We start from the raw sequence: 24,931 nt of genomic DNA, 5'->3' as shown, positions 1-24,931 counted from the left end.
GCTGGCGCCTCTGTTGCTAGCAACTCGTCGCCCTGGCGTTAGGCGGTGCGAATCGCGTCGGAGAGGACGTCCAGGCCGTCGTTCAGGAGCTCATCGCTGATAACCAGCGGCGGGAGCAGCCGGATGACATTCCCGTAGGTGCCGCAGGTCAAGATGATGACGCCGGCCTGCAGGCAGGCACCGGCGATGGCCTTGGCGGCTTCCGCGTTGACCTCTTTGGTGGTGTTGGCCGTGCCGGGCTTGACCAGCTCGATCGCCATCATGGCACCGCGGCCACGGATCTCACCAATGATGCCGGCCTCGCCCATTTCTTCGACGAGCGCGTTGAAGCGGTCGGTGACGATCCGCTCAATGTTAGCTGCGCGGCCGTTGAGGTCGTGCTCCTTCATGGTCTTGATCGCCGCGAGGGCTGCTGCGCAGGCGATGGGGTTTCCGCCGTAGGTGCCGCCGAGGCCGCCGGGGTGCACAGCATCCATGAGATCTGCCCGGCCCGTGATGGCGCTCAACGGCAAACCGCCGCCGATGCCCTTGGCCATCGTGATGATGTCCGGGACAACGCCCTCATGCTGACTCGCGAACCATTCGCCGGTACGGCAGAAGCCTGACTGGACCTCATCGGCGATGAAGACCACGCCGTTTTCCTTGGCCCAGGCGGCCAGGGTAGGCAGGAAGCCGTCGGCGGGAACGATGAAGCCGCCCTCGCCCTGGATGGGTTCAATCACGATCGCGGCGACCGAGGAGGATCCGATCTGCTTCTCGATCATGGTGATGGCGCGGCGGGCCGCATCCTCACCCTTGATCTCGGCTTCTTCACGGTACGGGTAGCTCATGGGAACCCGGTAGATCTCCGGCGCAAACGGGCCAAAGTTCGTTTTGTACGGCATGGCCTTGGCGGTCAGCGCCATGGTCAGGTTGGTGCGGCCGTGGTAGGCATGGTCGAAAGCCACGATGGCGTCGCGGCCGGTAGCCAGGCGGGCCACCTTGACGGCGTTTTCCACGGCCTCGGCGCCGGAGTTGAACAACACGGTGCGCTTTTCGTGGGTGCCGGGCGTGAGCGCGTTGAGCTCCTCCGCCACCTGAATGTAGCTCTCGTACGGGGTGACCATGAAACAGGTGTGCGTGAAGTGCCCAACCTGCTCGCGCACGGCGTCGACCACATTGGCATCCGAGGCACCTACGGAGGTCACGGCAATGCCAGAACCCAGATCAATAAAGGAGTTGCCATCAACGTCGGTGATGATGCCGCCATCGGCATCGGCGACGTAGACCGGGACGGTGGAGGCGACGCCGCCAGCAACAACGGACTTCCGGCGAGCATCCAAGGCTGCGGACTTCGGACCGGGGAACGTTCCGAGGAGGTGGCGTTTTTGCTCCAGCCGGTAGCTAATTTCAGACATGGGTGTTCCTCTTCAATAGGTGAGTGCAATGTTGGTGGGAGGCGCGCACAAGGGGTGCCGCCGTCGTGCTTCCTAGGCGTCCAGATTGCTCATGACGTGCTTGATCCGGGTGTAATCCTCGACGCCGTACATGGACAGGTCCTTGCCGTAGCCGGACTGCTTGAAGCCGCCGTGAGGCATCTCGGCCGTGAGCATGATGTGGGTGTTGATCCACACGGCACCAAAATCCAGGTCGCGGGAGACCCGCATGGCCACACCGTGATTGGCGGTCCAGACGCTGGATGCGAGCGCGTACTCGACATCGTTGGCCAGCTCGACGGCCTCTTCCTCGGTCTTGAAGGTCTGCACCGTGATGACCGGGCCGAACGTTTCCTGCTGGACGATGTCATCGCTTTGCTTGACGCCGTCAACGACCGTCGGGGCGAAGAAGAAGCCCTTGTCGCCCACACGCTGGCCGCCCGTGACGATGGTGGCGTAATCGGGGATGTTTTCCACGACCTTGACGACGGCGTTGAAGTGGTTGACGTTGTTGAGCGGCCCGAAGTAGTTCTTGGACTCGTCGGGGTTCCCCGTCTCCAGCCCCTGCGCCGCGACGGCCAAGGCCTGGACGAACTCTGCGTGGGCGGATTCCTCCACCAGCACCCGGGTGATGGCCGTGCAATCCTGGCCAGCGTTAAAGAAGGAGTACTCGGCGATCTCCTGCGCCGTCTTGCCGAGATGGGCGTCGGCAAAGACAATCGCGGGGGCCTTCCCGCCCAGTTCCAGGTGAGCGCGTTTGAGCCCCTTGGCGGCACCTGTTGCCACGGCGATACCTGCGCGCACCGAGCCCGTAATCGACACCATGGCGGGGGTCTTGTGCTCCACCATGGCGGCGCCGGTTGCCCCGTTGCCCAGAACAAAGTTCAGCACACCGGCCGGCACAATGTCCTTGACGATGTCGGCGAAGACCAGTGTGCTCTCCGGCGTTGTGTCGCTGGGCTTGAGGACCACGGTGTTGCCAGCTGCCAAGGCCGGGCCAATCTTCCAGATCAACATCAGGAACGGATAGTTCCACGGGGTCACCTGGGCAATCACGCCAACCGGTTCGCGGCGTACGTACGAGGTGAAGTTCTCCATGTACTCGCCGGCGGAACGACCCTCCAGCAAACGGGCGGCTCCGGCAAAGAAGCGGAGCTGATCGGCTCCGGCGGCCACCTCTTCCGCGGCAATCATGGCCTTGACCTGGCCGGTGTTGCGATGCTGCGCCTCCACCAAGTCGTCGCTGCGAGCCTCGATGGCATCGGCCATCTTGAGCAGGACGCTCTGGCGCTGTCCGGGGGTTGCATGCTTCCACGACTTGAACGCCGTTGCGGCAGCAGCCATCGCCGCATCGACGTCTGCCTGGCTGGAGATGGGAGCCTGAGCCACAATCTCGCCCGTGCTGGGATTGACGACGTCCAAAGATTCTGTCCCGGTAACAGGAACAAACTCTCCGTTGATGAAGTTCTGCAAGGTCTGGACCACGGTGTACTTTCCTCTGACGGTTGACGGGAGTGACGCGGATTACTTACCGCTTATGCGAAAGCCTAGGCCAGCACTGCACCATCCATGAATAGCCAAGTGCACCACGGCCCCTCGTTCGTATAGTGCGTTTGTATAGTTAATACATGGCACTCACCTTGGCAGACCTTTTGGCCGTCCCCACCCTGCATCTGAAGAACTTGGGTTCGAGCCGCACGCCGCTCTCGGCCGCCATCGATTGGGTTGCCGTGACGGAGCTGGAGAATCCTGCATCGTTCCTCAGCGGGGGCGAGTTGGTACTCACCACGGGAGCACGCCAGGGCACCGCGGATGCGCAACGTTCCTTCGTCCGGCAGATCAAGCGGGCGGGCGCCGTCGGCATTGGTTTTGGGATTGGATTCGAACACGAGGCGGTTCCCTCGGCCCTCATCGCCGAGGCAAATCGTTGGTCGGTTCCCGTGGTCGAGGTTCCCTACAGCACCCCCTTCATCGCTATTGGCAAGCTCGTGGCCAATGCCCGCTCCTCCGACCATTACTCCAAACTTGAGCGACTCCTGCGCGAGCACCAAGTCTTGGCCCGGACGCTGCTGATCGGTGGCGGATTGCCTGCTCTGCTCCACAAGCTCTCCGCCATGGTGGGCGCCGGCTTGATCATCACCCAATATGGCAGCGAGGTGGCCACAACAGTTCCGGACGCTACCCCCGACGACGACGCCTGGCATCCAGTGGCGCTCTCCACCGGCAAACGCGACAGCAGCACGCTCTGGCTTCACAAGCCATTTCACGACGACGGCATTGTCGATTATGCGCGGGGGCTCATCAGCATCGAGCTCAACAACGTCCTGCAGCGACGGCAAAGTGCCCGCCAAATCGCAGGGCAGTCGATCGCCGACATTGTGCGCGGAACCCTTAACCCCGCCGACTCGGCGGCGCGTCTGGAGAACCTGGGCATCTCCCCCGCGGCAAAGAATTTTGTGCTGCTGATCAGCGTGGATGAGGACAAGTTCGCTGCCCTTTCCACCATCACCTTGCCCCCGACTCTCGACAGCGCCCTCGCCACGACCATCAATTCCGAGGGCCGGCAGGAGTTGTTGCTGGTTGTGCCCACACGGGCCGGGGACCCCGCCGTACTAGGCCGGGATCTTAGCCACCAAATGCACAATGTTGGCATCACCGCCCCTGTGGGAATTGGTGGCGCCTATGCCCAGGCGAATGGTTTGCGGTGGAGCTACTTTGAGGCTCGAGAGGCCATCACCCGCGGACTGGAGGTCAACGTTCCGGAGCGCTTGAGCCTCACCTCGCTCCTCTTGGCCAGCGGCGACGTGCCCATGGCCGATATGGCGTCGGAGGCCTTGGGCCCGCTGACGGCATTCGACGAGGCGCATGGCGCCGAACTGCTTGAGACCCTTGAATGCTATCTCCGGCTTAATGGTTCCGTGGCCGCGGTGGCCGAGGAGTTGGCGCTGCACCGTAATACCGTCCGCTACCGGTTGACGCAGATTGCCGAGCTGTCGGGATACGACCCCGCCTTGACCTCCGACAGAGTGCAGCTGTGGTTGGCGCTGGCGGTGCGACGGCTGTCGCCACAGGGCTAAAGAGGCTCCACACGCAAAAATGCCACCCTTGGGCATTCTCGCTATAGGCCGAGCTATAGCGAGAATGCCCAAGGGTGGCGTTTTCAAGTCGCACCCGTCAAGGACGCCCTTAGCTGGTTACAGAGGCTCCACGGGAGACGCTGACCATCTCTTCGCGGGGAACAACCTTGATGCGCTCGCGCTGCACGGGGCCGGACTCCGATGCCGCAGCACCCAGCGCCTTTTCGTGGGCGTCCAGCTCCAGCCAGCCTTCCCACGAGGTGAATTCCACACCGCGGGAATCAAGCAGCTCAACGATTGACTCGGGAGCGGCCTCGTCGGCCAACGGCAGGTCCGCACGGTCGGACAGCAGGTGCGTGATGGTCTCGAGGGCGTCGCCCTTGGTGTGGCCAATGAGGCCTACCGGTCCACGCTTGATCCAACCCGTTGCATAGATGCCCGGCACATGGGTGCCATCGGCACCCAACACGCGTCCGCCGTCGTTCGTGACAACGCCGCGCTTGTGGTCAAACTCGACGTCCGGCAGGGCCGAACCAAAGTAGCCAACCGAGCGGTACACGGCCTGAACCGGGTAGTCGATAAACTCGCCGGTGCCGCGCGCATTGCCCGTGCCGTCGAGCTCGGTGCGCTCAAACTTGATGCCGGTGACCTTGCCGTCCTCGCCCGTGATCTCCACGGGGTTGTGCAGGAAGTGCAGGTGCAGGCGTCGCGAGGCACCCGTGGCGGGGTCGGCGGCGTCGTCATCTTGCTCAACGAGCCAGTTGGTGAGCGTGTTGACCATGGTCTTGACCTGGTTGTTGCTCTTGACGGCCACATCGGAGGCTTCGTCGAAGTCGAAGTCCTCCTCGTAGAGCACGATGTCGACGTCCTTGGAGTGGCTGAGTTCGCGCAGCTCCATGGGCGTGAACTTCACCTGAGCCGGGCCGCGACGGCCGAAGATGTGCACGTCGGTGACGGGCGATGCCTTCAAGCCGGCGTAGACGTTCTCCGGGATCTCGGTGACGAGCAGGTCATCGGCATGCTTGGACAGCACACGGGCCACGTCCAGGGCCACGTTGCCGTTACCGATGACGGCGATTTCCTTAGCGGTCAGGGGCCATTCGCGGGCCACGTCGGGGTGACCGTCGTACCAGGACACGAAGTCGGCGCCACCGTAGGAGCCATCCAGCTCGATGCCAGGGATGTTCAGGTCTGCGTCATTGATAGCGCCCGTGGCGAAGATGACGGCGTCGTAATGCTTCTGCAGATCCTCGAGGGAGAGGTCCGTGCCGTAGTCAACGTTGCCGAAGAAACGGATGTCTCCGCGGTCCAGAACCTTGTAGAGCGCGTTGACGATGCCCTTGATGCGCGGATGATCGGGGGCCACACCGTAACGGATCAAGCCGTAGGGTGCGGGGTAGCGATCGAAAAGGTCAATGCTGACGACTAGGCCATCACTCACCTCGGAGCTTTTGGTAATCATGTCTGCCGCATAGACGCCGGCCGGACCGGAACCAATAACGGCAATACGCAGCGGGCGCTCCTGTGTACCGGGCGCTGCTGAAGTGCTTGATGACACGGCTGTGCTCATTTCTGTATGTCCAAAGGGCTTATAGATAAGTCTAAGAGAAGGATCTGATAGTTTCCCGCGTGCCGTAATTGGCGGTGGCCAGTTCCGGCGGTGCGAGCGGGCTGACCCGCACCACATCACCAACGACGACGACCGCCGGGTTACGTACCCGAGCCGCCTGAGCGAGGCTCACGATGGTGCCAAGCGTGCCAATCGTGACGCGCTGATCCTTCGAGTAGCCATTTTCAATAATGGCCACGGGGCAATCTTGTCCGCGGCCTGCTGCTTCAAGGATAGGCATGGAACGGTTCAGGGTACCCACACCCATGAGCAGAATCACGGTGTGATCGCTGCCGCGCGGGACGTTGTCAAGTTCCTCATGGCCGCTGATCAAGGTGAAGGCCTTAGCGAGACCGCGGTGCGTAACGGGGATCCCCGCGGCCGCCGGAACGCTCACGGCGCTCGTCACGCCCGGAACAACTTCCACGTCCACGCCGTGTTCGCGGCAGGCAATGGCTTCCTCGCCGCCACGACCCAAAACGTACGGGTCGCCTCCTTTAAGCCGAACTACCCGCTTTCCGGCGAGGGCTTCCCGTACCAGGATGGCGTTAATCTCGCCCTGGGGAACCGGGTGGTGTCCGGGGGTCTTGCCAACCTCGATCACCTCAACGTGCTCACCGAGGGTTTCCAGCAAGCCTCGCGGACCTAGCCTGTCGGCAACCACGACGTCGGCCTCCGCCAGTAGGCGACGACCGCGCACCGTGATGAGGTCCTCCGCGCCGGGGCCCCCGCCAACGAGGGCGACTCGGCCCTTTTCGGGATTGAACTTGTGGCCCTCCCCCGTGCCGCGGAAACGTCCCAGCGGCAGGTCGCCACTCTCGAGGGACGCGGCGATGGCGTTGCGGATGGCCACGGCACGCAAGGGGTCTCCCCCAGCGTTGACCGCAACCTTGATATCTTCCACCGTGGCAACCGCCGGTGTCCACGCAGCAGATTCCGCGGCGTCGGAGTGGTTGACGCACCAGATTCGGTTACTTTCGGCATCGGCAGCCACGAGGGCGTCCGTGGCCGTGTCGCCGCTGGCTGCCACGACGTACCAAACACCGCTGATGTCAGCACTTTCGTAGTCGCGGGCCTGCCATGACAGCAGTCCGGCATCCGCCAGTTCCCGAGCCGGGGCGCTGAGAACGTGAGCTACCAGCGTGACGTGAGCTCCGGCGTCGAGCAGGGCCTTGGCACGACGAGCCGCAACCGTGCCGCCACCGACCACCAAAACAGGGCGGCCGAGGAGTCGGAGTGAGGTTGGGTAAAGATCCACAATTGCCATAAGAAAAACCTTAGAGAGGCGCCATAAAGGGAAACAAGGGATGCGTTACACCACTTCACGTGGCGTCACGCGGCGACACATTGCCGCCAGCTAGCGGGTGCTGCCGGCCAGCAAACCGCGGCGGCGCAGGAGGCGCTTTTCGACCGGCGCAAACACGAGCAGCTCCACGGCGATACCGACGAACAAGATGACCAGGATGGCCGACATGACGATTCCCATGTCGGAGAGCTGGCGGCCCTGTTCCAGCAGCGAGCCCAGGCCGAAGCCCAGGGAGCCGCCCATGGCGATAATTTCTGCGGCCATGAGGGAGCGCCAGGAGAAGGCCCAGCCCTGCTTGAGCCCGCCAACGTAGCCGGGGAGGGCTGCCGGAAGCACCACGTTCAGTGCCATTTCCCAGCGCGAGGCGCCGAGGATCTGTCCCACGCGGCGGTACTGCGGGGGAATTTGATCCACGCCGGCGATGAGGCCGTTGATGATCGAGGGGATGGCGCCCATGAACATGACGAAGTACACCGTGGCGTCGGTCAACCCGAACCAGATGATGGCGGCCGGAACCCAGGCGACGGACGGCAAAACCTGCAGGCCGGAGATGAGCGGGCCAAAGGCTCGGCGCAAGAGCCGGACCTGCGAGAGCAGGAGCCCGATCGGCGTGCCCACCACAATGCTGACGGTAAAGCCGATGATGCCGCGCTGCAGCGAGGTCCACACGGCTTCCTGCACCGTGCCCTCGTGCCACAGCGCGCCCAGCGAACCCAAGACGTCGAGCGGACCGGGTACCAGATCGCGGCGGCGCAGGCCCAGCGAAACATAGAATTGCCAGGCCAGCAGCAGCACAATGAAGGCGGCTAGGGGCAACAGGATGCGAGACCAGTCGATCCGGTGACGTTCCACGGCGTCGGACTGCAGCGAATCCAGCCCGGCCTCGAGGGAGCGCAGCTCGTCGTCGGAGCCGCTCTTGAGCAGGGGTGAGGTGACTGTCTCAGGCATGTCGGCGAATCTCCTCGCGCAGTCGAGTCGTGATATCGCCGGTCAGCTTCCCGGCGGCCGCAGCGTCCGTGCGGTGCTCCTCGGAGACCTCCCACTGCGCCACAACCCGCCCCGGCTTGGAGGAGAGCAGCAGCACGCGCTGCCCTAATCGCACGGCTTCACGCACATTGTGGGTGACAAAAATGATGGTTCGTCCGGTCTCTTTCCAGACGCGTTCGAGCTCGTTGTGGAGCAGGTCGCGCGTGATGGCATCGAGCGCGGCAAAGGGCTCGTCCATGAGCAGCAGCGGCTTGTCCTGCGCGAGCGCCCGGGCGAGGGCCACGCGTTGGCGCATGCCTCCCGAGAGTTCGTGGGGGCGCTTGTCGATGGAGTGCCCCAGGTTCACGAGGTCAAGAAGTTCGACGGCGCGCGCCTTACGTGCGGCGCGGCCCACGCCCCGCAGCTTCAGCGCGAGTTCAACGTTCCCGCGCGCCGTGAGCCAGGGAAACAGCGAGGAGTCCTGGAACATGAACGCGGCACCGTCCTCCGGCACCTCCAGGGCGCCCGTGGAGGGGCCATCAAGTCCGGAGATGATGTTCAGCAGGGTCGACTTGCCACAGCCCGAGGCGCCGAGCAGGGCCACAAATTCGCCCTGTCGGATCGTGGCGTTGATGTCATCCAGCACGGGGGCACCGGAGCCAAAGCTCTTGCCCAGGTGTTCCAGGACGACGACGGGTGCCCGGCGTGCGCTCTCGGCGCCGGCGTTCGTGGTGGTCACCGCGTCCGCGGTCAGCAGCTGCGTCATGATGCTCTCGATCCTGTTGCTGTGGTGGGCGAGGCGGCGGTGTCATGTGATCCGGCCGCAATTGCTCCGGCCCCGATCAAGGCCAGGAGGAGCGCTAAAACCACGATCTCCACACCGCGCCAACGTCGCTGACTTCCGCTTTTTTCCATATCTAAACGGTAAGGAATCCGCAGGTGCCCCTCAATGAAAGCGACGCTCGAGGTCATGTTGCTTCACGCAACGTCATATTCTCGCGGATCAGTCCAGCCCTGCTGCGGAAACCTCGGGCGACTTGTTCTCGCGCAGCACCGTGTTGAGCGGGCCCAGGTCAAAGATGCCGGACAGATCTGCCTGCGTGCCAACGCCTGCCGTAACCCCGTCCTGCAGGAGCTTGGGGAAGGTTGCCGCGAGGGGGTCGGCGGAAAATTTCAGCTCCGTCAGGGAACGGGCAATGACGTTCTCCGCCAGGGCTTTTCCGGCCTGGGCCTTGAGCGCGGTGTTGACGGCGTGGGCCGCCTCGGCGGGGTGCCCATTGAGCCAGTCGATGGACTCGGCGTTGCCTGCCAGCAAGGATTCCACCGTGTCGGGGTGCTTTTCGAGGTAGCTTTTGTTGACGATCAAAATGGTCGTGGCGAACTCGCCCTTGTCCCAAAGATCGGCCTCGTTGACCAGCACCTTGCCCCCCGCCTCGAGCACCAGACGGGAGGCCCAGGGCTCAGGCAACCAGGCGCCGTCGATCTTTCCCTCTTGGAAGAGTTTGAGGGTGCTGGCGTTGTCAGTGGGGTTGATCGTGACGTCGCCGCCGCCGCTAGGTGTTGTGGCAAATCCTTCGCCGGCGAGCCACGAGCGCAGCGCCACGTCCTGCGTGCCGCCGAGCTGCGGGGTGGCCAGGATCTTGCCCTTAAGTTGCGCCGCCTCGGTGATGTCCGGCTTGACCACGAGTTGGGCACCTCCGCTCGTGGCTCCGGCGATGATGCGAATCGACTCGCCGCCGCTCTTGACGAAGGAGTTGATGGCGGGATTGGGGCCCAGATACGCGGCGTCGATGGCGCCGGCGTTGAGCGCCTCGATGGCCGCGGGGCCGGCGTTAAAGACCTGAGTTTCTAACGTGGTGGAGCCTAGGTTTTTGGCGATGATGCCATCGTTGACGCCGATCAGCGCCGGGGCGTGCGTGACGTTGGCGAAATAGCCCAACTTCAGGGTCTGGGCCTGGACGGGGGCGGCCGCGGTTGGCTCGGCGTTGCGGGATGCCGTGGAGGCCACCGCCGCGCCGGCACCGATCAATCCGATGATGGCGGCGATGGCCGCAATTTCCAGGCCGCGAATCTTGCGCCGGGGTTTTTGGCCAGCCACAATGCGGATGGTTTTTACTTCATGGCTCCCAGACAAGTTTTCAGACATGGCTCAACGGTAAGGAAGTCCACGCCGCCGCTCAACGCTTCTGACGCGCAGGGTCACGGTAATTCACGCGACGTCACAAACCTCAGGACTGCTGCCGGTAGCTGCTGGGCGTGAAGCCGAGGAAACGCTGGAAATCATTAGCCAGGTGCGACTGATCGGCGTAGCCAAACTCCGCGGCAATACCTGCCAGATCCACCTCCGGATGGCGGCGGACGCGGTCCGCGGCCTCCTGCAGCCGGCGCCGCCTAATCAGCGCCGACGGGCCCAGACCCACGTACTTTTTCGCGAGCCGCTGCAGCGTCCGCACCGACACCGCCAGTTCCTCCGCGACGTCCTCAACATGCAGCAGATCCGGGTTCCCTGCAATCTTTGCCGCCATGGCGTTAGTCAGCAGCGCCTCATCCGAGACCTGCGGCAGTTGCTCCGCCAGCCACCGGGCGACCACGTCAACCGCCTGTCCGCGTCGCGTGTCGCCGTCGGGGTTTTCCATGGCCAGGACGACGGCGGCCAGTAGCCCAGGTGCCGAAATCTCCAGTCTGCTGTCCTGCAGTCCCGCTGGGTTGGCGGTGAACACCGGCACGGCAGCCGGGTGCAGCAGGGCGCCCACGGCCCAGCCGCGTCCCTCCAGGTCTTGCTGCGTTGCCTTGGTGGTGGGTCCGGCCAGTTCCACCACGTCTCGCTGGATGGCCAGGTTGGAGGCGGGAAAGGACAGCACCTGTTGGCGTGAGGAGCGGCCCGGTGCAATGTCCCACTCCGGAATCCAAAACCACTGGACCAGATCTGCCACGCAGTCGGGGGCGGGCAGCCGGTGGAATGTCGGCAGGCGTGCCGGGTACAGGATTCCCTTGAAGTCGTGATCCACGGGGACAGTCTATGACCCGGGCCCGCCCACATCAGCATGTCGCAAATCTCCAAGCCCGCAGCATACCCGGCGCCGTAACGTTGACTCCATGAACAATTCAGCGGAAATTGAGAAGACAACGGCCGCGAACGGCCAGTTCACCAGCAACGGGATCCCCCATGGATTCAGCAGCCTGACCCCGTTCCTCAGCATCCCCAATGCAGCCGGCGCCATCGAGTTCTACAAGGACGTGTTTGGCGCGCGCACCGTGGGCGTGACCGAGTTCAGCGGGATGGTGGTGCATGCCGAACTCGACTTCGGTCAGGGTCGGCTGCAGCTTGGCGAGCCCAACCCGGAGTACCACCTGGTCAAGGCCCCGGAAGGCGACGACGACTGCTATTCCATCGCCCTTTACTGCCCCGACGTGGATGCCGTGCTGGAGCGCGCCGTCGCCTCCAGAGCCACGGTGCGCGAAGCCGCCACAGGATTTGTTTCCGGTGACCGCTTCGCCAGCATTCGCGACCCCTTCGGCGTCCGCTGGTCCATCATGACCCGCGTCGAGGACCTCTCGGAGGAGGAAAGCACGGCCCGGGTGGCGCAGTGGGCCGCGACGCAGGGCTGAACGGCGCCTCAGGTGTCCTGCGGCTCATCCCATTCGCTGCGGAGTCGGCGTAGGCGCGAGCGCAACTTGCTTTCCCGGTTCCGATCGCTGCCCACCGACTTCGTGGCGGCAACGTAGGCCTCGCCAAAGGATTGCAGCAGGAGGTCGTCGGCGATGCGGACCTGGCCCGGATTGAAACGGTAGGCCATGAGCTTGACGACCTTCCGCGCGTCGATCGACTTAAACCAGTCCTCGGCGGCGGTGACGGTGTCGATCCCGTTCGCGGCGAGGATGTGCACCATCCAGTCGTACTGGTTTTCCTTGCTATTGCGGTACTGCGGGAAGGCGCGGTTCAAAACATTCTGGAGGGATCCGGCGTCGAGCTTCTGAGTCTCGGGGACAGGCTCGATGGTGCCCTCGGACTGGAGCCGCTTCAAGGTGTCGGCGATGTTGACGAACTGCTGATCGGCCAGCTCAATCAAGGTGGAGGCCATCGTAAAGGCGCGGCTGATCTCGGCGTTGTCGCCGCTGGTGCCCTTGAAGCGGATGTCGTGCTCAAACTCCGCCCAGGCGTGTTGGAGGACGGTGCGGATCTGGACCTCGAAGCGGTAGCCCGAATAGTCACGGCAATTTGTGGGCGGATTCTTGGCGGGGACCTCCAGCGTGAGGTGCCGGCCAGCGTAGCCAATGCCGCCATTTTTACGGATCATGGCGGTCTTGTCTTCGTCGTCATGGCAGGTGAATTGGCTGCTCAGCGCGATCGCCACGGCGTCGATGTCCGATTCCACGTACAAGATGACGCGGACGCCGATCAGGTCGTCGAGCCGTTCCAGTCCGCCGGGGTATTTCAGATTGCCGAATTCATCGCGGCGGGACATCTTCTCCGCCGCGGATTGGGCACTTTTGACCCGGAATTGCACGTCATGATGGTTCAGCCCATCATCATGGAGCCTGCCCACGATGGTGTTCCGGATGGCTTGCGCGGCTTCCTTGAGCGTTTGTTCCTGGAATCGTGATTCCTCCACGGCAAACCCTGCGTCCTCCACGGTCCAGCTTTTGATGGTGTCCCCCTTGCCCTTCAGCGAGCCGATGCGAATCCAGCCCTTACCTTAAATTCTCCCAGCTTTACCGGCCTTGTCCAGCTCAACGAGCGAGGGTCATCTTCCGTTCCAGCGCTGGACGAGGGCGCCGTATTGTCAGGCCACGAAAAACACGCCCGTCCCCTTTTGAGGGGGGGGGCGGGCGCGTCTTCTGGACGTGGCCGGCCTAGCCCTCGGCCTGCTCGGCCATGAACGCCTCCGGGCCCTGTTCTGCCGCCTTCGGGTCCATCCACAAAGCGCTGAACCAGTTGCCGTCCGGATCCTCGAAGTCGCGGGAGTACATGAAGCCCATGTCCTGCGCGGGGCGGGGCTCGTTGCCACCTGAGGCCAGCACCTTCTCCAGGAGCGCGTCCACGTCCTCGCGGCTGTCACGGCTCAGGGCCGTCTGCACCTGTAGCGAGGTGGCGGGATCGGAGATGGGTTTGTCCGTGAACGTGGCGAAGAAATCATAGGTGAGGATCATGAGGAAGACATTCTCATCGATTTGGACGCAGGCGGCATTTTGATCCGTGAAATTCGGCTGAATCTGCCAGCCGATCCCTTCGAAAAACGCCTTCGAGCGGTCAAGATCGCGGGTGGGTAGGTTGATGAATACCTGCGTGGACATAACATTGACTCCTGAAATGGGGCTTTGACGGGTCATAACTACCGGATGTCTCCATCGTTTCGTTCCTCGCGCGCCGCGTCAATGGGGTCACCTACGAAAAATGCCATAGCTGGGCATTCTCGCTATAGGCCGACCTATGGCGAGAATACCCAGCTATGGCGAGAATGCCGAAAGGGCGCTAAATCGTGTAGCGCTCGTCCTCGTGGTCGCCGGGGTGATCCTTCACGAGACCCGCGGCGAGCGTATTACCGTCCTGCGGGTCGATGACGAGGAACGCGCCGGTGCGGCGGTGCAGCGCATACGTCTCGATCGGCAGGGGCGACGCCAAACGGATCTGGGCCGTTCCAATGTCGTTCAGATCCAGCCCGGACGCCGCCTCGTAGGCAAAGGATTCCAGATCCAGCTTGCCCGTCACGGCGCGAATGAGCCCCTGAACGGTCTTGCTGCCGTGCTTGATCAGCACCTTCGAACCCTCGCGCAGCGGCTTCGTCGAGAGCCAGCACAGCTCCGCGTACACGTCCTGGCTGACCTCGCCAAAGGTGCCCGAGGCGGCGATGACGTCGCCGCGGGCAATATCGATCTCCTCGCTCAGGCGCAGCGACACCGACTGCGGCGCCACAGCGCGCTCCAGAGAGCGCCCGGCAAAGTCGATACCGGCAATCGTCGCGGTGCGCCCCGAAGGCAGAACCGTGATCGCGTCGCCCACGGAGACCGAGCCCGAGGCCACCTGCCCGGCGTAGGCGCGGTAATCGCGGAAGGAGGCTCCGCCGTCGTCCGCGGTGAAAAGCTCGGGAGCCAGCGCACCCTGAGGCCGCACGACCAACTGCACCGGGAAACGGAAGGGCTCCAGGCCGCGCTCCAGCTCGTCCGTGGTGGGCAGCGTTTCCAGCAGATCCAGCAGGCTCGGGCCCGTGTACCACGGCGTGTGCGCGGATCGCTCCACCACATTGTCGCCCTCCAGCGCGGACACCGGGATGACCACCACGTCGTTGAGGCCGATGCTCGCTGCCACCGCCTTCACATCCGTCTCGATGGTGCGGAAAATGTCCTCGCTGAACGCGACCAGGTCGATCTTGTTCACGGCCACAATCACGTTGGGCACGCGCAGCAGCCGCAGCACGGACAGGTGCCGGCGCGTCTGCTCTAGGACCCCCTTGCGAGCGTCAATAAGTACGACGACGGCATCCGCAGTGGACGCGCCCGTCACCGTGTTCTTGGTGTACTGAATGTGCCCGGGGCAATCCGCCAGAATGAAGCTGCGGCGGTCCGTGGCGAAGTAGCGGTAGGCCACGTCGATCGTGATGCCCTGCTCGCGCTCGGCCCGCAGACCGTCGGTCAGCAACGCCAGGTCGATCTTCTGGGTACTGCCGTTTTCACCGCCGAAGCCACGGTCCGCTGAGGTGCGGGTGACGGCATCGAGAGTGTCAGCCAGGATGGCCTTGGAATCGTGGAGCAGGCGGCCCACCAGGGTGGACTTACCGTCGTCGACGGAGCCGGCCGTGGCGAAGCGGAACAGGGTTGACTGCTCGAGGGAGGTAACAGTGCTCATTAGAAGTAGCCGTCTTTCTTGCGGTCTTCCATGGCGGCCTCGGAGATGCGATCATCGGCCCGGGTGGCGCCACGTTCTGTCAGGGTGGAGGCGGCAACTTCGCGGACCACGTCGTGGACGGTGACCGCGTCGGAGGCTACGGCGCCAGTGCAGGACATGTCGCCCACGGTGCGGTAGCGAACCTGCTTGATGACGACTTCCTCATCGGGGCGGGGCTCGGAGACCGGACCCACGGCACGCCACATGCCGTCGCGCTCGTACACCTCACGGTTGTGGGCGTAGTACAGGCCCGGCAGTTCAATGTTTTCGCGGGCGATGTAACGCCAGATGTCCAGCTCGGTCCAGTTGCTGATGGGGAACGCGCGCACATGCTGGCCCACGGTGTAGCGGCCGTTGTACAGATTCCACAGCTCGGGGCGCTGATTGCGCGGATCCCACTGGCCAAACTCGTCGCGCAGGGACAAGATGCGCTCCTTGGCGCGGGCCTTGTCTTCGTCGCGGCGTCCGCCGCCAAAGACGGCATCGAACTTGTTCTTGGCGATGGCGTCCAGCAACGGCACGGTCTGCAGCGGGTTGCGGGTGCCGTCGGCACGCTCGGCCAGCTCACCCGAATCGATGAAGTCCTGCACGGAACCCACCTCCAGGCGCAGGCCAAGCCGCTCTACGGTGCGGTCGCGGAAGTCGATGACCTCGGGGAAGTTGTGGCCAGTGTCGACGTGCAAGACGGGGAAGGGAACCTTGCCCGGCCAGAACGCCTTCGTGGCCAAATGCAGCATGACCACCGAATCCTTGCCGCCGGAGAACAGCAGCGCGGGGCGCTCAAATTCGGCCACCACCTCACGGATGATGTGGATGGCCTCGGACTCGAGCAGATCCAGGGAGTTCAAGGTCTCGAGCGGGATGTCGACAGCCGCAATCGGGGTGTCTGTCAATTGGGTGCTCATACGTGTAGTCCGCATTCTGTCTTGGAGGTTCCGGCCCAGCGTCCGGACCGAGGATCGGCGCCGGGGGCCACTTTGTTCGTGCAGGGTGCACAGCCGATGGACGGGTAGCCCTGGCTGAGCAATGGATTCACGGGAAGAAGGTTGTCATCCGAGTAGCTCAGGAGTTCCTCGTACGTCCACGTGGCGACGGGATTGACCTTGACCAGGCCGTTCTTCTCATCCCACACCACCAGCGGGGTGTTGGTGCGGGTGGGGGCCTCGTCGCGGCGCACACCCGTGAACCACAGCTCGTATCCGGAGAGGGAACGGCTCAGCGGTTCAACTTTCCGCAACGCACAGCACTGGGCCGGATCGCTGGCATACAGGTTCTTGCCCAGCAGCGAATCCTGCTGCGCCACGGTGTTGCGCGGCAGCACGTCAACAATGTTCACGCGCAGGTTCTCGGCCACCTCATCACGCGTCGCATAGGTTTCCGGGAAGTGGTAGCCCGTATCCAGGAACAAGACGTCCACGCCAGGCAGCTGATCGGCCACGAGGGCCGGCAGCACGGCATCGGCCATGGAACAGGCGACGGCGGACGCGCCAGTTTCAAAGTTTCGCACTACCCAGGCGATAACCTCTTCGGCAGACGCATCCCAGGCCAGTTCCGCGGCGCCAGCCTCGGCGATGGCCTTGAGCTCGTCGTGGGAACGCAGTGTTGAGATGGTCATTTCAGCAGCTCCTCATCGACGCGGTGGGCAAACTCGGCAAAGGTTTCTCCGTCGGTGCGGGCGCCAACGTACTGGCGTACCACGCGCTCCACATAGTCGGGCAACTCGGATGCGGTGACCTTCAAGCCGCGGATGGTGCGGCCCAGGCCAGCCTCAACCCGGTTGTCGGTGGCCAAGCCACCACCCAAGTGAACCTGGAAGCCGGGGGCGGTGCCGCCGTCGTCCGTGGGAAGCATCATGCCCTTGAGGCCAATGTCCGCCGTCTGAATGCGGGCGCAGGAGTTGGGGCAGCCATTGATGTTCAGCGCGATCGGTTGGGTGAGCACCTTCGTGTCCACCAGATCCGCCAGGCGCGTTTCCAGTTCACTGATGGCCGTAGCCGCGGTGTCCTTGGTGTTCACGATGGCCAGCTTGCAGTATTCGATGCCGGTGCAGGCGATCGTGGAGCGTTTGAACAGCGAGGGGCGGGCTGAGAGACCCAGGCCCTCTAGCACCGTGATGAGCGGTTCCACTTGTTCCTTGGGCACGTCCAGGATGACGAGCTTCTGGTGCGGGGTGGTGCGCAGCCGGAAGGAGCCATGAGCTTCCAACGCGTCCGCCACGGCAGTCAGGATGGTGCCCGAAACCCGTCCCACGGTGGGCGTCACGCCGATGAAGAACTTGCCGTCCTTCTGCTCGTGCACGCCGATGTGATCGCCGGGAGACGTGGGCTTGGGTGCGGGATCGCCGTCGGGCAGCTTGTGGCCCAGGTACTCGTCCTCCAGGATCTGGCGGAACTTGACCGGACCCCAATCGGCCAGCAGGAACTTCAGGCGAGCCTTGGTGCGCATGCGGCGGTAGCCGTAGTCGCGGAAGATGCTCGTGACACCGAGCCATACCTCCGCAGCCACCTCGGGCGAGACAAAGACGCCGAGGCGCTCGGCCAGGCGCGGCGCCGTGGACAGTCCGCCACCCACCCAGAGGTCGTAGCCGGCACCGAGTTCGGGGTGGATGACGCCCACCAGGGCGAAGTCATTGATCTCGTGGACCACGTCCTGCGAAGGGTGGCCCGTGATGGCGGTCTTGAACTTGCGGGGCAGATTGGCCAGCTCGGGATCACCGATGAACCGGGCACTGACCTCCTGGATCAGGGGCGTGGGATCGATGATCTCGTCCTTGGCAATGCCCGCCACGGGAGAACCCAAAATGACGCGAGGCACGTCGCCGCACGCTTCGGTGGTGGACAGCCCGGCAGCCTCGAGGCGCCTCCAGATTTCCGGCACATCCTCAACCCGCACCCAGTGCAGCTGCACGTTTTGGCGGTCGGTGAGGTCGGCGGTGTCGCGACCAAACTCCGTGGAGATCTGCCCAATGACGCGCAGCTGCTCGGTGGTCAAGGCGCCGCCGTCAATGCGGACGCGGAGCATAAAGTATTTGTCCTCGAGCTCATGCGGCTCAAGCGTTGCGGTCTTACCGCCGTCGATACCCTGCTTGCGCTGGGTGTACAGCCCCCACCAGCGGAAGCGGCCGTGCAGATCGGTCTTCTCGATGCTGTCGAAACCGCCATCGGCATAGATGGTTTCGATCCGCTCGCGAACGCTCAGCCCGCCGTCTTCCTGCTTCCACACCTCGTTGGGGTTCAACGGGGCGGTGCCATCAACCTTCCACTGTCCGTGGGGTTTGGCGGCCGGGCGTGCCCGAACGGTTCGCTTGGCAGGTGTCGCGGCGGAATCTGTCGCGGCGGCAGTGCCAGAGGCGCTCGCTCCGGCTAGAGCTGTCTGTGTCATATGACGAGCGTAGGTTGCACCCCTTGCCGGACAAACAACAAATGAAACGCAACTTCACCTTGGGCAATATTTCGTCATACACCCCATTTGGGGCCCCGCTGTGCTTGCAGGACCCCGCCCGGGGCCGGTAGGCCCGGCTACTTCTTAGCGTCCAGAACCTTCTGGCCAAAGGCCGCGAAGTCCGTGCCGTCCCATTTCTGTCCGTCTAGATAAACGGCGGGGACCGAGGTGATCTCATAGCTGGTGGCGAGGTAAGTCGATCCACTCACGAAATCCGTCATGTCCCAGTCGTACAGGCAATCCGTAATGTCCTCTGCGCCAACGCCACTCGCCAGTTCTGCGAGGGCGGTGTCATCGAGCCCTGCCGTATTCATGGCCGGCTGATGGGCGAAGAGTTCCGCGGCAAAGGCCTCAAATTTTTCCGGTGAGGTATCGGCCACGCAGGCCGCCGCCTCCGCCGACAACGACGAGTAATAGCTACCGTCAGTGGCGTCATTGAGGAACGCGACTGGCCGGTATTCCACGGTGACCTTGCCCTGATCGCGCCATTGCCGCAGCGCCGCCCCGTTGTTCTTTTCAAAGTCGGCGCAGTGTGAGCACATGAAGTCCAGGTACACAACGGCCTGCACGGCTTCACCATCCGCCGAGGCGGCGATACCCAGGTCCGCTAACCCGCCTTCCGCCAGTTCGAGGCTCGGGTAATTCATGTCCTCAGCCTGGGTGCTGGGGGCAATCACGGCACCCTGCGGACCGAAGGTGATGCCGCCAAAAGCGTTCATGCCGGCCGTGCCCGTCAGGGTCTCGGAGGCAGTGCCTTGCTCGGTGACCGGAGTACCTTGTTTCTCCAGCTCGCCCATGAAGGCCGGGCCGATGACGCCCCAGAACGTGATCGCGACGATGACGGCAATTACCGTGGTGGCCATCGAAACGTAGCCGAGGATGACGCCGGCAAGGGCAAAGCCTCGGCCTTTTTCCCCCGTGCGACGGATCTGACTCAGGGCCAGGTGCCCCGTAATTACCGCAGCAATGCTGACAAAGAAGGCCAACACAAACGACACGATGGCCAAGGTGTTGGTGGTCTCCGGCTTCAGCTGCGGGGCGGCAAAGGGCGAGTACGGCTGCTGACCGTAGTGACTAGGAGGTGTTGGGGGCGGCCACCCCTGCGTATTGTCTGGATTGTGCTGTGGATTTTCCCCCACGATGTGCCTTTCCTTGAGTTCTTAGCTTTCCGCTATCCTTTCAGTCTCGCGTGCTGCTGCTGAAATTGCCCGATCAAAGTGTTCCAGGGCAAGTTCGGCCACGAGCCGTGCGGGCAGCAAGGGTTCGGCCACGAGATCGGCTCCCGCGGTAGCAAGCTGATCGTGAAAATAGCCCGGTGCCAGCAGATAGGAGGCAATGGCAACGCCCGCCGCACCCTCGGCCCGCAATTGCGCAACAGCCTCGGGAACAGAGGGACGCGCACTGGCGCCATACGCTGCAAGGACTCGTTGGGGGCGGCGTACGGCTAGGTCGGCGGCCAGCACCTCGATCTGTTCGGCGGCCTCTGGCCGGGATGACCCTGCCGCGGCCAGCACGATGCCCCAGTCTTTCGGCAGCTCCCCCAGCCGCTCATCCAGAAGCTTCGCCAGCCGCGGATCGGGTCCCAGGGGTGCGGCCGCCACCGCATGGGAACGTCCGGCAACGGCCTGGGCAATATCTACCTGGACGTGGAAACCCACGGTCAGCAGGAGCGGCACCACGACGAGCGGCACATCGGCGGGCACATCGGCCACAACCTGCGGCAGTTCCGGGCTCTGCACATCGACGTATGCTTCCAGCACTCTCAGCCCCGGGCGCAGCACGGCGATCTCGTCCCTGAGCTGGTTGATTCGTTGCTGTCCGACGGCATCGTTGGTGCCATGGGCGCAGGCAATCATGACGGTCTCTTGACTCATGAGTCAATGTCCTCTCCGCGATATTTTCTGCTGCCAATCTACGGTACCGGGCCACGGCCACAGAACTCTTGCCTCCCACCTTTCCTGCCAGTACGCTGGCAGCGCCCTCCCTCACAGTTGCCAGTCCGAGCCAAAGAAGGCGTTTATGAGCCTTGACATCTCACTCCTGCTTGACCTCGTAGGCGTGTTCTTTTTTGCCGTCTCCGGCAGCTTGCTCGCCGCCCGCAAGGGTTTTGACTTGATTGGCTCGGTCTTGCTCGGTTCCATGGCAGGTCTTGGCGGGGGCGTGGTGCGCGATGTCATCTTAAATCAGGGCCCGCCGGCGGCCTTCAGCAACCCCATCTACCTCGTGCCGGCCCTCGTAGCTTCCGCGCTGGTGTACTTCACGCTGAAAAATGTCCGGCGCAGCGGTCGGCTGCTTTTAATGTTCGACGCCGGTGGGCTGGCTTTGTTTTGTGTCACAGGAACGCTCAAGGCACTTGATGCGGGAATGAACCCCGGCGCCGGGATTCTCCTAGGCGTCACCACGGCTGTGGGCGGCGGCATCCTCCGTGACATAACGGCCAATGAGGTGCCCAGCGTCTTTGATCCGAAGGATCTTTACGCCATCCCGGCCTTTATTGGCGCGGCTCTAGCGAGTGGTTTGTGGCAGTTGGGCTGGTTGAATCTGTTCACAGGAGGTGCCGCCGCGGCGGTGGTGTTCCTGCTCCGGATCCTCAGCCTGCGCTATGGCTGGCATGCTCCTCTCGCGGCCCGCAGCTGGACACCACGCAAGGCTGGCCGCGGCTAGACTTGAGGGCAGAGAAGTACACGCCAATTCTTTGGAGATTTGAATGTCTGACATGTTCGTAGAGAAGTTCCGCGGCCTCGTACCCCAGTACCTGGAGGAACCGTGGCAGAAAGCCGACGGGATCGAATGGGCTGACCTGGACAACGTCTTTAGCGAATTGCAGATCACGGTTCCCCTGGCCTTGCGTGAATTCCTGCACGCCGTGGGTAACAACGAAGAAATCATGGAAGCCTACTACTACTTCTGGGATCCGGAAGAACTCGAAATCGAAGACGGCTACCTGCTGTTCCTTGAGGACGAGGATGAGGCCTACACCTGGGGCATGCTGGCCGATCAGGCCGAGGTCCCGGACCCCATCGTCTGGCGCCGCAACAACGCCACGGGCGAGTGGATCAACGAAGAAGGAACCTTTAGCGAGTTTGTCTTTGACATGCTCGAATGGGTCTTCACCGAAGAAGACTAAAAAGCGCCTAAGTCAACACCCGCCAGCTCTGGGAATATCCTAGCGCTGGCGGTAGCGTTGCGTTATGGATGCACACGAGCCAACAAGCGCATTAACTCCGGACCCGGCCGTGATTGTAGGTCTGGTTGAAAAACTTGTCGAGGGTATCTGGCCTCGTTCGGACGCCGAACGAAAAGCCCTCTTCCAACGCCTGAACTTTGTCTCGGGCGCCAGCTGGGATGACGCCGAGCCGGCCTCGGCGCTGGCTCACTACTCCTTGAGCACACAACAGCCGGGCGAAATTTCCTCGTCCTGGAACACCTTCAACGGCCGTTTTCTCGGGATCAGCCTGCAGCTCTACACCGATATGAACACGGACAACCCCGCCACCCGGCAGGGCTTTGAGGACTTCCGGCAGCGCTTCACCACACGTTACGGCGAGGGCCGCAACCCGTGGCACGACCCCTTGATTCAGGCGTGCGTATGGCAGGTGAACGGGCGGCGGATCGCCATCCGTTTCTTTAATCTCCAGCACAGCGGCATGTTACTTACGGTTGATGACGCCGGACTGGCCACCGCTTCCGAAGCCGAGATCCGCCGTCGTGGTGCCCCCACACACTGGAACGACAGCGAAGAAGGCACCAGCCCCTTCAACCTCCCACGGATGGGAGCCAAGAGCTAAACGTCGCGGGAGACCACGGCTTCGGCAAAGCTCATGAGCGCGCTCTTGACGATGCCCTCGGGCATGGGGGCCAAGGCGGTGATGGCCGAGTCCGACCATTCCCGCGCCACGGCCCAGGATTCCACCGTGACGGGGTGCTCGCGCAGCGCCGCAACAGCCTCGGCCAGGGCCTCGTCGCTGGAAAGATCGCCGTCAACCAGTGCCAAGACAGCGCTGGCATCGGCGTCACCGGCGGCAGCAGCCTTACGCAGCAGCAGGACCGGCAGGGTGGGAATGCCCTCGCGCAGATCCGTTCCGGGCGACTTACCCGAGACCTTCTTCATGCCCGTGACGTCAATGACGTCGTCGGCCAGCTGGAAGGCAACACCCACCTTCTCGCCGTATTCCAGCATGACGTTTTGCAGTTCCTCGGGCACACCGGCAAAGATCGCACCCAGCTGGCCGGAGGCGGCCACGAGCGATGCCGTCTTATCGGCGATGACCGAGAGGTAATGCTCGACGGGGTCTTCGTCTTCGCGCGGACCAACGGTCTCGTGCAACTGGCCCAGGCACAGGCGCTCGAAGGTGCGGGCCTGAATTTCCAGGGCCCGGCCGCCCAACTGGGAAACCAAAATCGAGGCTCGCGCGAAGATCAAGTCACCGGTCAAAATGGCGACGGTATTGCCCCACACCTCGTGCGCCGTGGGAGCTCCGCGACGGAACGGCGCCGAGTCCATGACATCGTCGTGGTACAGCGTGGCCAGGTGCGTCAGCTCAACAACGACGGCGGCCTGCACAACCTCTTTACGCTCCGGATCCCCCAAGTGGGCGGCAAGAAGCGCCAGCAGGGGGCGAATACGCTTGCCGCCAGCCTCGACCAGGTGGCGACTCGTGGCATCCGCCAGCGGATCGGAATGCGCAATAGCTTCCCGCAGCACCTTCTCCACTTTTGCCATCCCCAAAGAAATGGAAGGGCCCAGATCGGCGTCCTCTGCGACGGCGGAGAAACCGGCCGGCAGTTGCAGCCCCGTGGCAATAGCCATGGTGCTGGGGTTCGGATCGTGCTGTTCGGGGCGCCCTTGACCTGCAGGGGTCCAGCTATGGTTCGCGGAAGTAGTCACTGCTTAACACTAACTATTGGTAGGGATTCTTGCTTGGACGTTCGAGGAGCCTGCTGGTTACTGGTGGCCGGAACCAACTTTTCCAGTAGATGAATCACTCTATCCTCAAAACCACGTTCGCTCGTGTCCGTGAGATTAGCCATGAGGCGAACCACGAAACGCATCAGCAGCGGCAGCGGCATCCCGGTGCGCAGCGCCAGTTTCATGATTCCGGGATTGCCAATCAAGGAGGCAAAGGCCCGCCCGAGGGTAAAGTGACTCCCCCACTGATCCTTGATGAAGTCGGAGTATCCCGAGAGCGCATGGTTGGCGGCCAGGGCCGAATTGGTGCCGGCCGCACGGACGATGAAATCTGCCGCGTACCGGCCCGATTCCATGGCATAGGAAATGCCCTCGCCGTTGAAGGGGCTCACCATACCACCGGAATCGCCCAGCAACATCAGCCCATCCGAGTAGTGCGGGGTGCGGTTGAAGCCCATGGGCAGTGCGGCGCCACGAATGGGGCCCACCTGATTTTCAGGGGTGAAGCCCCACTCGGCGGGCATGCCGGCCGTCCAATCGCGCAGCACCTGACGGTAGTCGAGCTTGCCAAATTCCTTGGAGGAGTTCAGGATCCCCAGGCCCACGTTGGCCGTGCCGTCACCAACACCAAAGACCCAGCCGTAGCCGGGCAGCGTCTTGCCGTCGGGTGAGGAGAGCTCCAGCCACCCTTCCATCCATTCCTCGTCGTGCCGCGGCGAGGTGAAGTAGGTACGGTAAGCAACACCCATGGGGCGGTCATCGCGTTTGGCGAAGCCCCGCGAAACGGCCGTACGGGTGGAATTACCATCGGCGGCTAGGACAATATCGGCAAAGAAGTCCTTGCTTTCGCCCGTCTTGCGACCCGAGTCGTCCAAAAGTGACGCCCTGGCACCAACGACAGTTCCGGCGTCGTCCGTCAACACCGTAGAGACCGAGTGGCCCTCCAGGATCTCGGCGCCGGCGGAGCGCGCGTGCGCGGCGAGCGACTCATCAAAGCCCAGGCGTGTCCGGATCAGCCCGTAATTGGGGAAGTTGCTCAGCTCTGGCCAGGGCACCTCAATCTGGCGGCCGCCGGCAATCAGGCGCAGGCCCTTGTTGCGGCGCCAGCCCTCGGAGGGGTCGTGCGGCAGGCCCATGAGCTGCATCTCGCGGACGGCGCGCGGGGTCAGGCCGTCACCGCAGACTTTTTCGCGCGGGAAACGGGTCTTTTCCAACACGGTGACCTCTAACCCGGCGGATGCCAGGTGATAGGCCGCGGTGGATCCGGCGGGGCCGGCACCTACAACAAGTACCTTCACGGTGAGTGGGGTTCCTTTAAGTCAACG

The 24,931-nt window shown here is 63.3% G+C and carries 24 protein-coding genes; 5 read left to right on the top strand and 19 right to left on the bottom strand.

Annotated features, from left to right (window positions below):
* Positions 1 to 38 precede the first annotated feature (38 nt).
* Together gabT and CVS30_RS01635 are read right to left on the bottom strand one after the other, a co-directional pair.
* Positions 39 to 1,397 carry a 4-aminobutyrate--2-oxoglutarate transaminase gene (gabT, locus tag CVS30_RS01640; RefSeq protein ID WP_110483572.1) on the bottom strand — a complete coding sequence of 453 codons (1,359 nt, stop codon included), beginning with the start codon at positions 1,395 to 1,397 and terminating at the stop codon, positions 39 to 41.
* 72 nt (positions 1,398 to 1,469) lie between these two features.
* On the bottom strand, positions 1,470 to 2,900 hold the full coding sequence (locus CVS30_RS01635) for a gamma-aminobutyraldehyde dehydrogenase (RefSeq protein ID WP_110483571.1): 1,431 nt from the start codon (positions 2,898 to 2,900) through the stop codon (positions 1,470 to 1,472).
* Positions 2,901 to 3,043: 143 nt separating this feature from the next.
* On the opposite strand from CVS30_RS01635, the gene CVS30_RS01630 reads away from it, so the two are divergent.
* The gene (locus CVS30_RS01630; protein ID WP_110483570.1) at positions 3,044 to 4,492 is read left to right on the top strand and encodes a PucR family transcriptional regulator; all 1,449 of its coding nucleotides are present in this window, start codon (positions 3,044 to 3,046) and stop codon (positions 4,490 to 4,492) included.
* 109 nt (positions 4,493 to 4,601) lie between these two features.
* On the opposite strand, the gene CVS30_RS01625 is transcribed toward CVS30_RS01630, so the two are convergent.
* The 7 genes from CVS30_RS01625 to CVS30_RS01600 all read right to left on the bottom strand — a co-directional run bounded on the left by CVS30_RS01625 (position 4,602) and on the right by CVS30_RS01600 (position 11,381).
* Positions 4,602 to 6,062 carry an FAD-dependent oxidoreductase gene (locus tag CVS30_RS01625; RefSeq protein ID WP_181419651.1) on the bottom strand — a complete coding sequence of 487 codons (1,461 nt, stop codon included), beginning with the start codon at positions 6,060 to 6,062 and terminating at the stop codon, positions 4,602 to 4,604.
* 31 nt (positions 6,063 to 6,093) lie between these two features.
* The gene (cobA, locus tag CVS30_RS01620; RefSeq protein WP_110483568.1) at positions 6,094 to 7,368 is read right to left on the bottom strand and encodes a uroporphyrinogen-III C-methyltransferase; all 1,275 of its coding nucleotides are present in this window, start codon (positions 7,366 to 7,368) and stop codon (positions 6,094 to 6,096) included.
* Positions 7,369 to 7,458: 90 nt separating this feature from the next.
* The gene (locus tag CVS30_RS01615; RefSeq protein ID WP_110483567.1) at positions 7,459 to 8,355 is read right to left on the bottom strand and encodes an ABC transporter permease; all 897 of its coding nucleotides are present in this window, start codon (positions 8,353 to 8,355) and stop codon (positions 7,459 to 7,461) included.
* A complete protein-coding gene (locus CVS30_RS01610; protein WP_110483566.1) occupies positions 8,348 to 9,139 on the bottom strand; it encodes an ABC transporter ATP-binding protein in 792 nt (263 codons plus the stop codon). The genes CVS30_RS01615 and CVS30_RS01610 overlap by 8 nt, the downstream gene beginning before the upstream one ends.
* Positions 9,136 to 9,288 carry a hypothetical protein gene (locus CVS30_RS17895; RefSeq protein WP_181419650.1) on the bottom strand — a complete coding sequence of 51 codons (153 nt, stop codon included), beginning with the start codon at positions 9,286 to 9,288 and terminating at the stop codon, positions 9,136 to 9,138. Before CVS30_RS17895 ends, CVS30_RS01610 begins: the two co-directional genes overlap by 4 nt.
* A gap of 88 nt (positions 9,289 to 9,376) precedes the next feature.
* Entirely contained in the window at positions 9,377 to 10,519 is a 1,143-nt protein-coding gene (locus CVS30_RS01605; RefSeq protein WP_110483565.1) for an ABC transporter substrate-binding protein, read from the bottom strand.
* Between the two features lie 82 nt (positions 10,520 to 10,601).
* On the bottom strand, positions 10,602 to 11,381 hold the full coding sequence (locus CVS30_RS01600) for a helix-turn-helix transcriptional regulator (RefSeq protein ID WP_110483564.1): 780 nt from the start codon (positions 11,379 to 11,381) through the stop codon (positions 10,602 to 10,604).
* Between the two features lie 88 nt (positions 11,382 to 11,469).
* Between CVS30_RS01600 and CVS30_RS01595 the strand changes: the two genes are divergently transcribed.
* A complete protein-coding gene (locus CVS30_RS01595) occupies positions 11,470 to 11,982 on the top strand; it encodes a VOC family protein (protein ID WP_110483563.1) in 513 nt (170 codons plus the stop codon).
* Positions 11,983 to 11,990: 8 nt separating this feature from the next.
* On the opposite strand, the gene CVS30_RS01590 is transcribed toward CVS30_RS01595, so the two are convergent.
* From CVS30_RS01590 to CVS30_RS01555, 8 genes are all read right to left on the bottom strand, one after another.
* The gene (locus CVS30_RS01590) at positions 11,991 to 13,007 is read right to left on the bottom strand and encodes a GTP pyrophosphokinase (protein WP_110483562.1); all 1,017 of its coding nucleotides are present in this window, start codon (positions 13,005 to 13,007) and stop codon (positions 11,991 to 11,993) included.
* A 220-nt stretch (positions 13,008 to 13,227) separates the two neighbouring features.
* On the bottom strand, positions 13,228 to 13,668 hold the full coding sequence (locus tag CVS30_RS01585; RefSeq protein ID WP_110483561.1) for a VOC family protein: 441 nt from the start codon (positions 13,666 to 13,668) through the stop codon (positions 13,228 to 13,230).
* A gap of 178 nt (positions 13,669 to 13,846) precedes the next feature.
* Positions 13,847 to 15,217 carry a sulfate adenylyltransferase subunit 1 gene (locus CVS30_RS01580; protein ID WP_110483560.1) on the bottom strand — a complete coding sequence of 457 codons (1,371 nt, stop codon included), beginning with the start codon at positions 15,215 to 15,217 and terminating at the stop codon, positions 13,847 to 13,849.
* Positions 15,217 to 16,161, bottom strand: coding sequence for a sulfate adenylyltransferase subunit CysD (gene cysD / locus CVS30_RS01575; protein WP_110483559.1), 945 nt, complete (start codon positions 16,159 to 16,161; stop codon positions 15,217 to 15,219). The genes CVS30_RS01580 and cysD overlap by 1 nt, the downstream gene beginning before the upstream one ends.
* Positions 16,158 to 16,871, bottom strand: coding sequence for a phosphoadenylyl-sulfate reductase (locus CVS30_RS01570; RefSeq protein ID WP_110483558.1), 714 nt, complete (start codon positions 16,869 to 16,871; stop codon positions 16,158 to 16,160). The genes cysD and CVS30_RS01570 overlap by 4 nt, the downstream gene beginning before the upstream one ends.
* On the bottom strand, positions 16,868 to 18,637 hold the full coding sequence (locus CVS30_RS01565; protein WP_110483557.1) for a nitrite/sulfite reductase: 1,770 nt from the start codon (positions 18,635 to 18,637) through the stop codon (positions 16,868 to 16,870). Before CVS30_RS01565 ends, CVS30_RS01570 begins: the two co-directional genes overlap by 4 nt.
* Before the next feature lie 137 nt (positions 18,638 to 18,774).
* The gene (locus CVS30_RS01560; protein WP_110483556.1) at positions 18,775 to 19,836 is read right to left on the bottom strand and encodes a thioredoxin domain-containing protein; all 1,062 of its coding nucleotides are present in this window, start codon (positions 19,834 to 19,836) and stop codon (positions 18,775 to 18,777) included.
* Between the two features lie 21 nt (positions 19,837 to 19,857).
* The gene (locus CVS30_RS01555; protein WP_245934378.1) at positions 19,858 to 20,571 is read right to left on the bottom strand and encodes a sirohydrochlorin chelatase; all 714 of its coding nucleotides are present in this window, start codon (positions 20,569 to 20,571) and stop codon (positions 19,858 to 19,860) included.
* 145 nt (positions 20,572 to 20,716) lie between these two features.
* Here CVS30_RS01555 and CVS30_RS01550 point away from each other — a divergent pair, with 145 nt between their 5' ends.
* From CVS30_RS01550 to CVS30_RS01540, 3 genes are all read left to right on the top strand, one after another.
* Positions 20,717 to 21,361 (top strand): trimeric intracellular cation channel family protein, encoded by a 645-nt coding sequence (locus CVS30_RS01550; protein WP_110483555.1) that lies wholly within the window; start codon positions 20,717 to 20,719, stop codon positions 21,359 to 21,361.
* A gap of 43 nt (positions 21,362 to 21,404) precedes the next feature.
* Positions 21,405 to 21,824, top strand: a complete 420-nt coding sequence (locus CVS30_RS01545; RefSeq protein ID WP_110483554.1) for a hypothetical protein — start codon at positions 21,405 to 21,407, stop codon at positions 21,822 to 21,824.
* Positions 21,825 to 21,888: 64 nt separating this feature from the next.
* A complete protein-coding gene (locus tag CVS30_RS01540) occupies positions 21,889 to 22,485 on the top strand; it encodes a hypothetical protein (RefSeq protein WP_146233285.1) in 597 nt (198 codons plus the stop codon).
* Here the strand turns inward: CVS30_RS01540 and CVS30_RS01535 are convergent.
* Together CVS30_RS01535 and CVS30_RS01530 are read right to left on the bottom strand one after the other, a co-directional pair.
* Positions 22,482 to 23,585 carry a polyprenyl synthetase family protein gene (locus CVS30_RS01535; RefSeq protein WP_110483552.1) on the bottom strand — a complete coding sequence of 368 codons (1,104 nt, stop codon included), beginning with the start codon at positions 23,583 to 23,585 and terminating at the stop codon, positions 22,482 to 22,484. The two genes, CVS30_RS01540 and CVS30_RS01535, sit on opposite strands and share 4 nt — an antisense overlap.
* Positions 23,582 to 24,904, bottom strand: coding sequence for a geranylgeranyl reductase family protein (locus tag CVS30_RS01530; RefSeq protein WP_110483551.1), 1,323 nt, complete (start codon positions 24,902 to 24,904; stop codon positions 23,582 to 23,584). The genes CVS30_RS01535 and CVS30_RS01530 overlap by 4 nt, the downstream gene beginning before the upstream one ends.
* Between the last annotated feature and the right edge of the window lie 27 nt (positions 24,905 to 24,931).

The organism is Arthrobacter psychrolactophilus (assembly GCF_003219795.1).
In the GTDB taxonomy this organism is placed as follows: Bacteria; Actinomycetota; Actinomycetes; order Actinomycetales; family Micrococcaceae; genus Specibacter; species Specibacter psychrolactophilus.
This window is presented reverse-complemented; position numbering and strand designations above follow the sequence as displayed.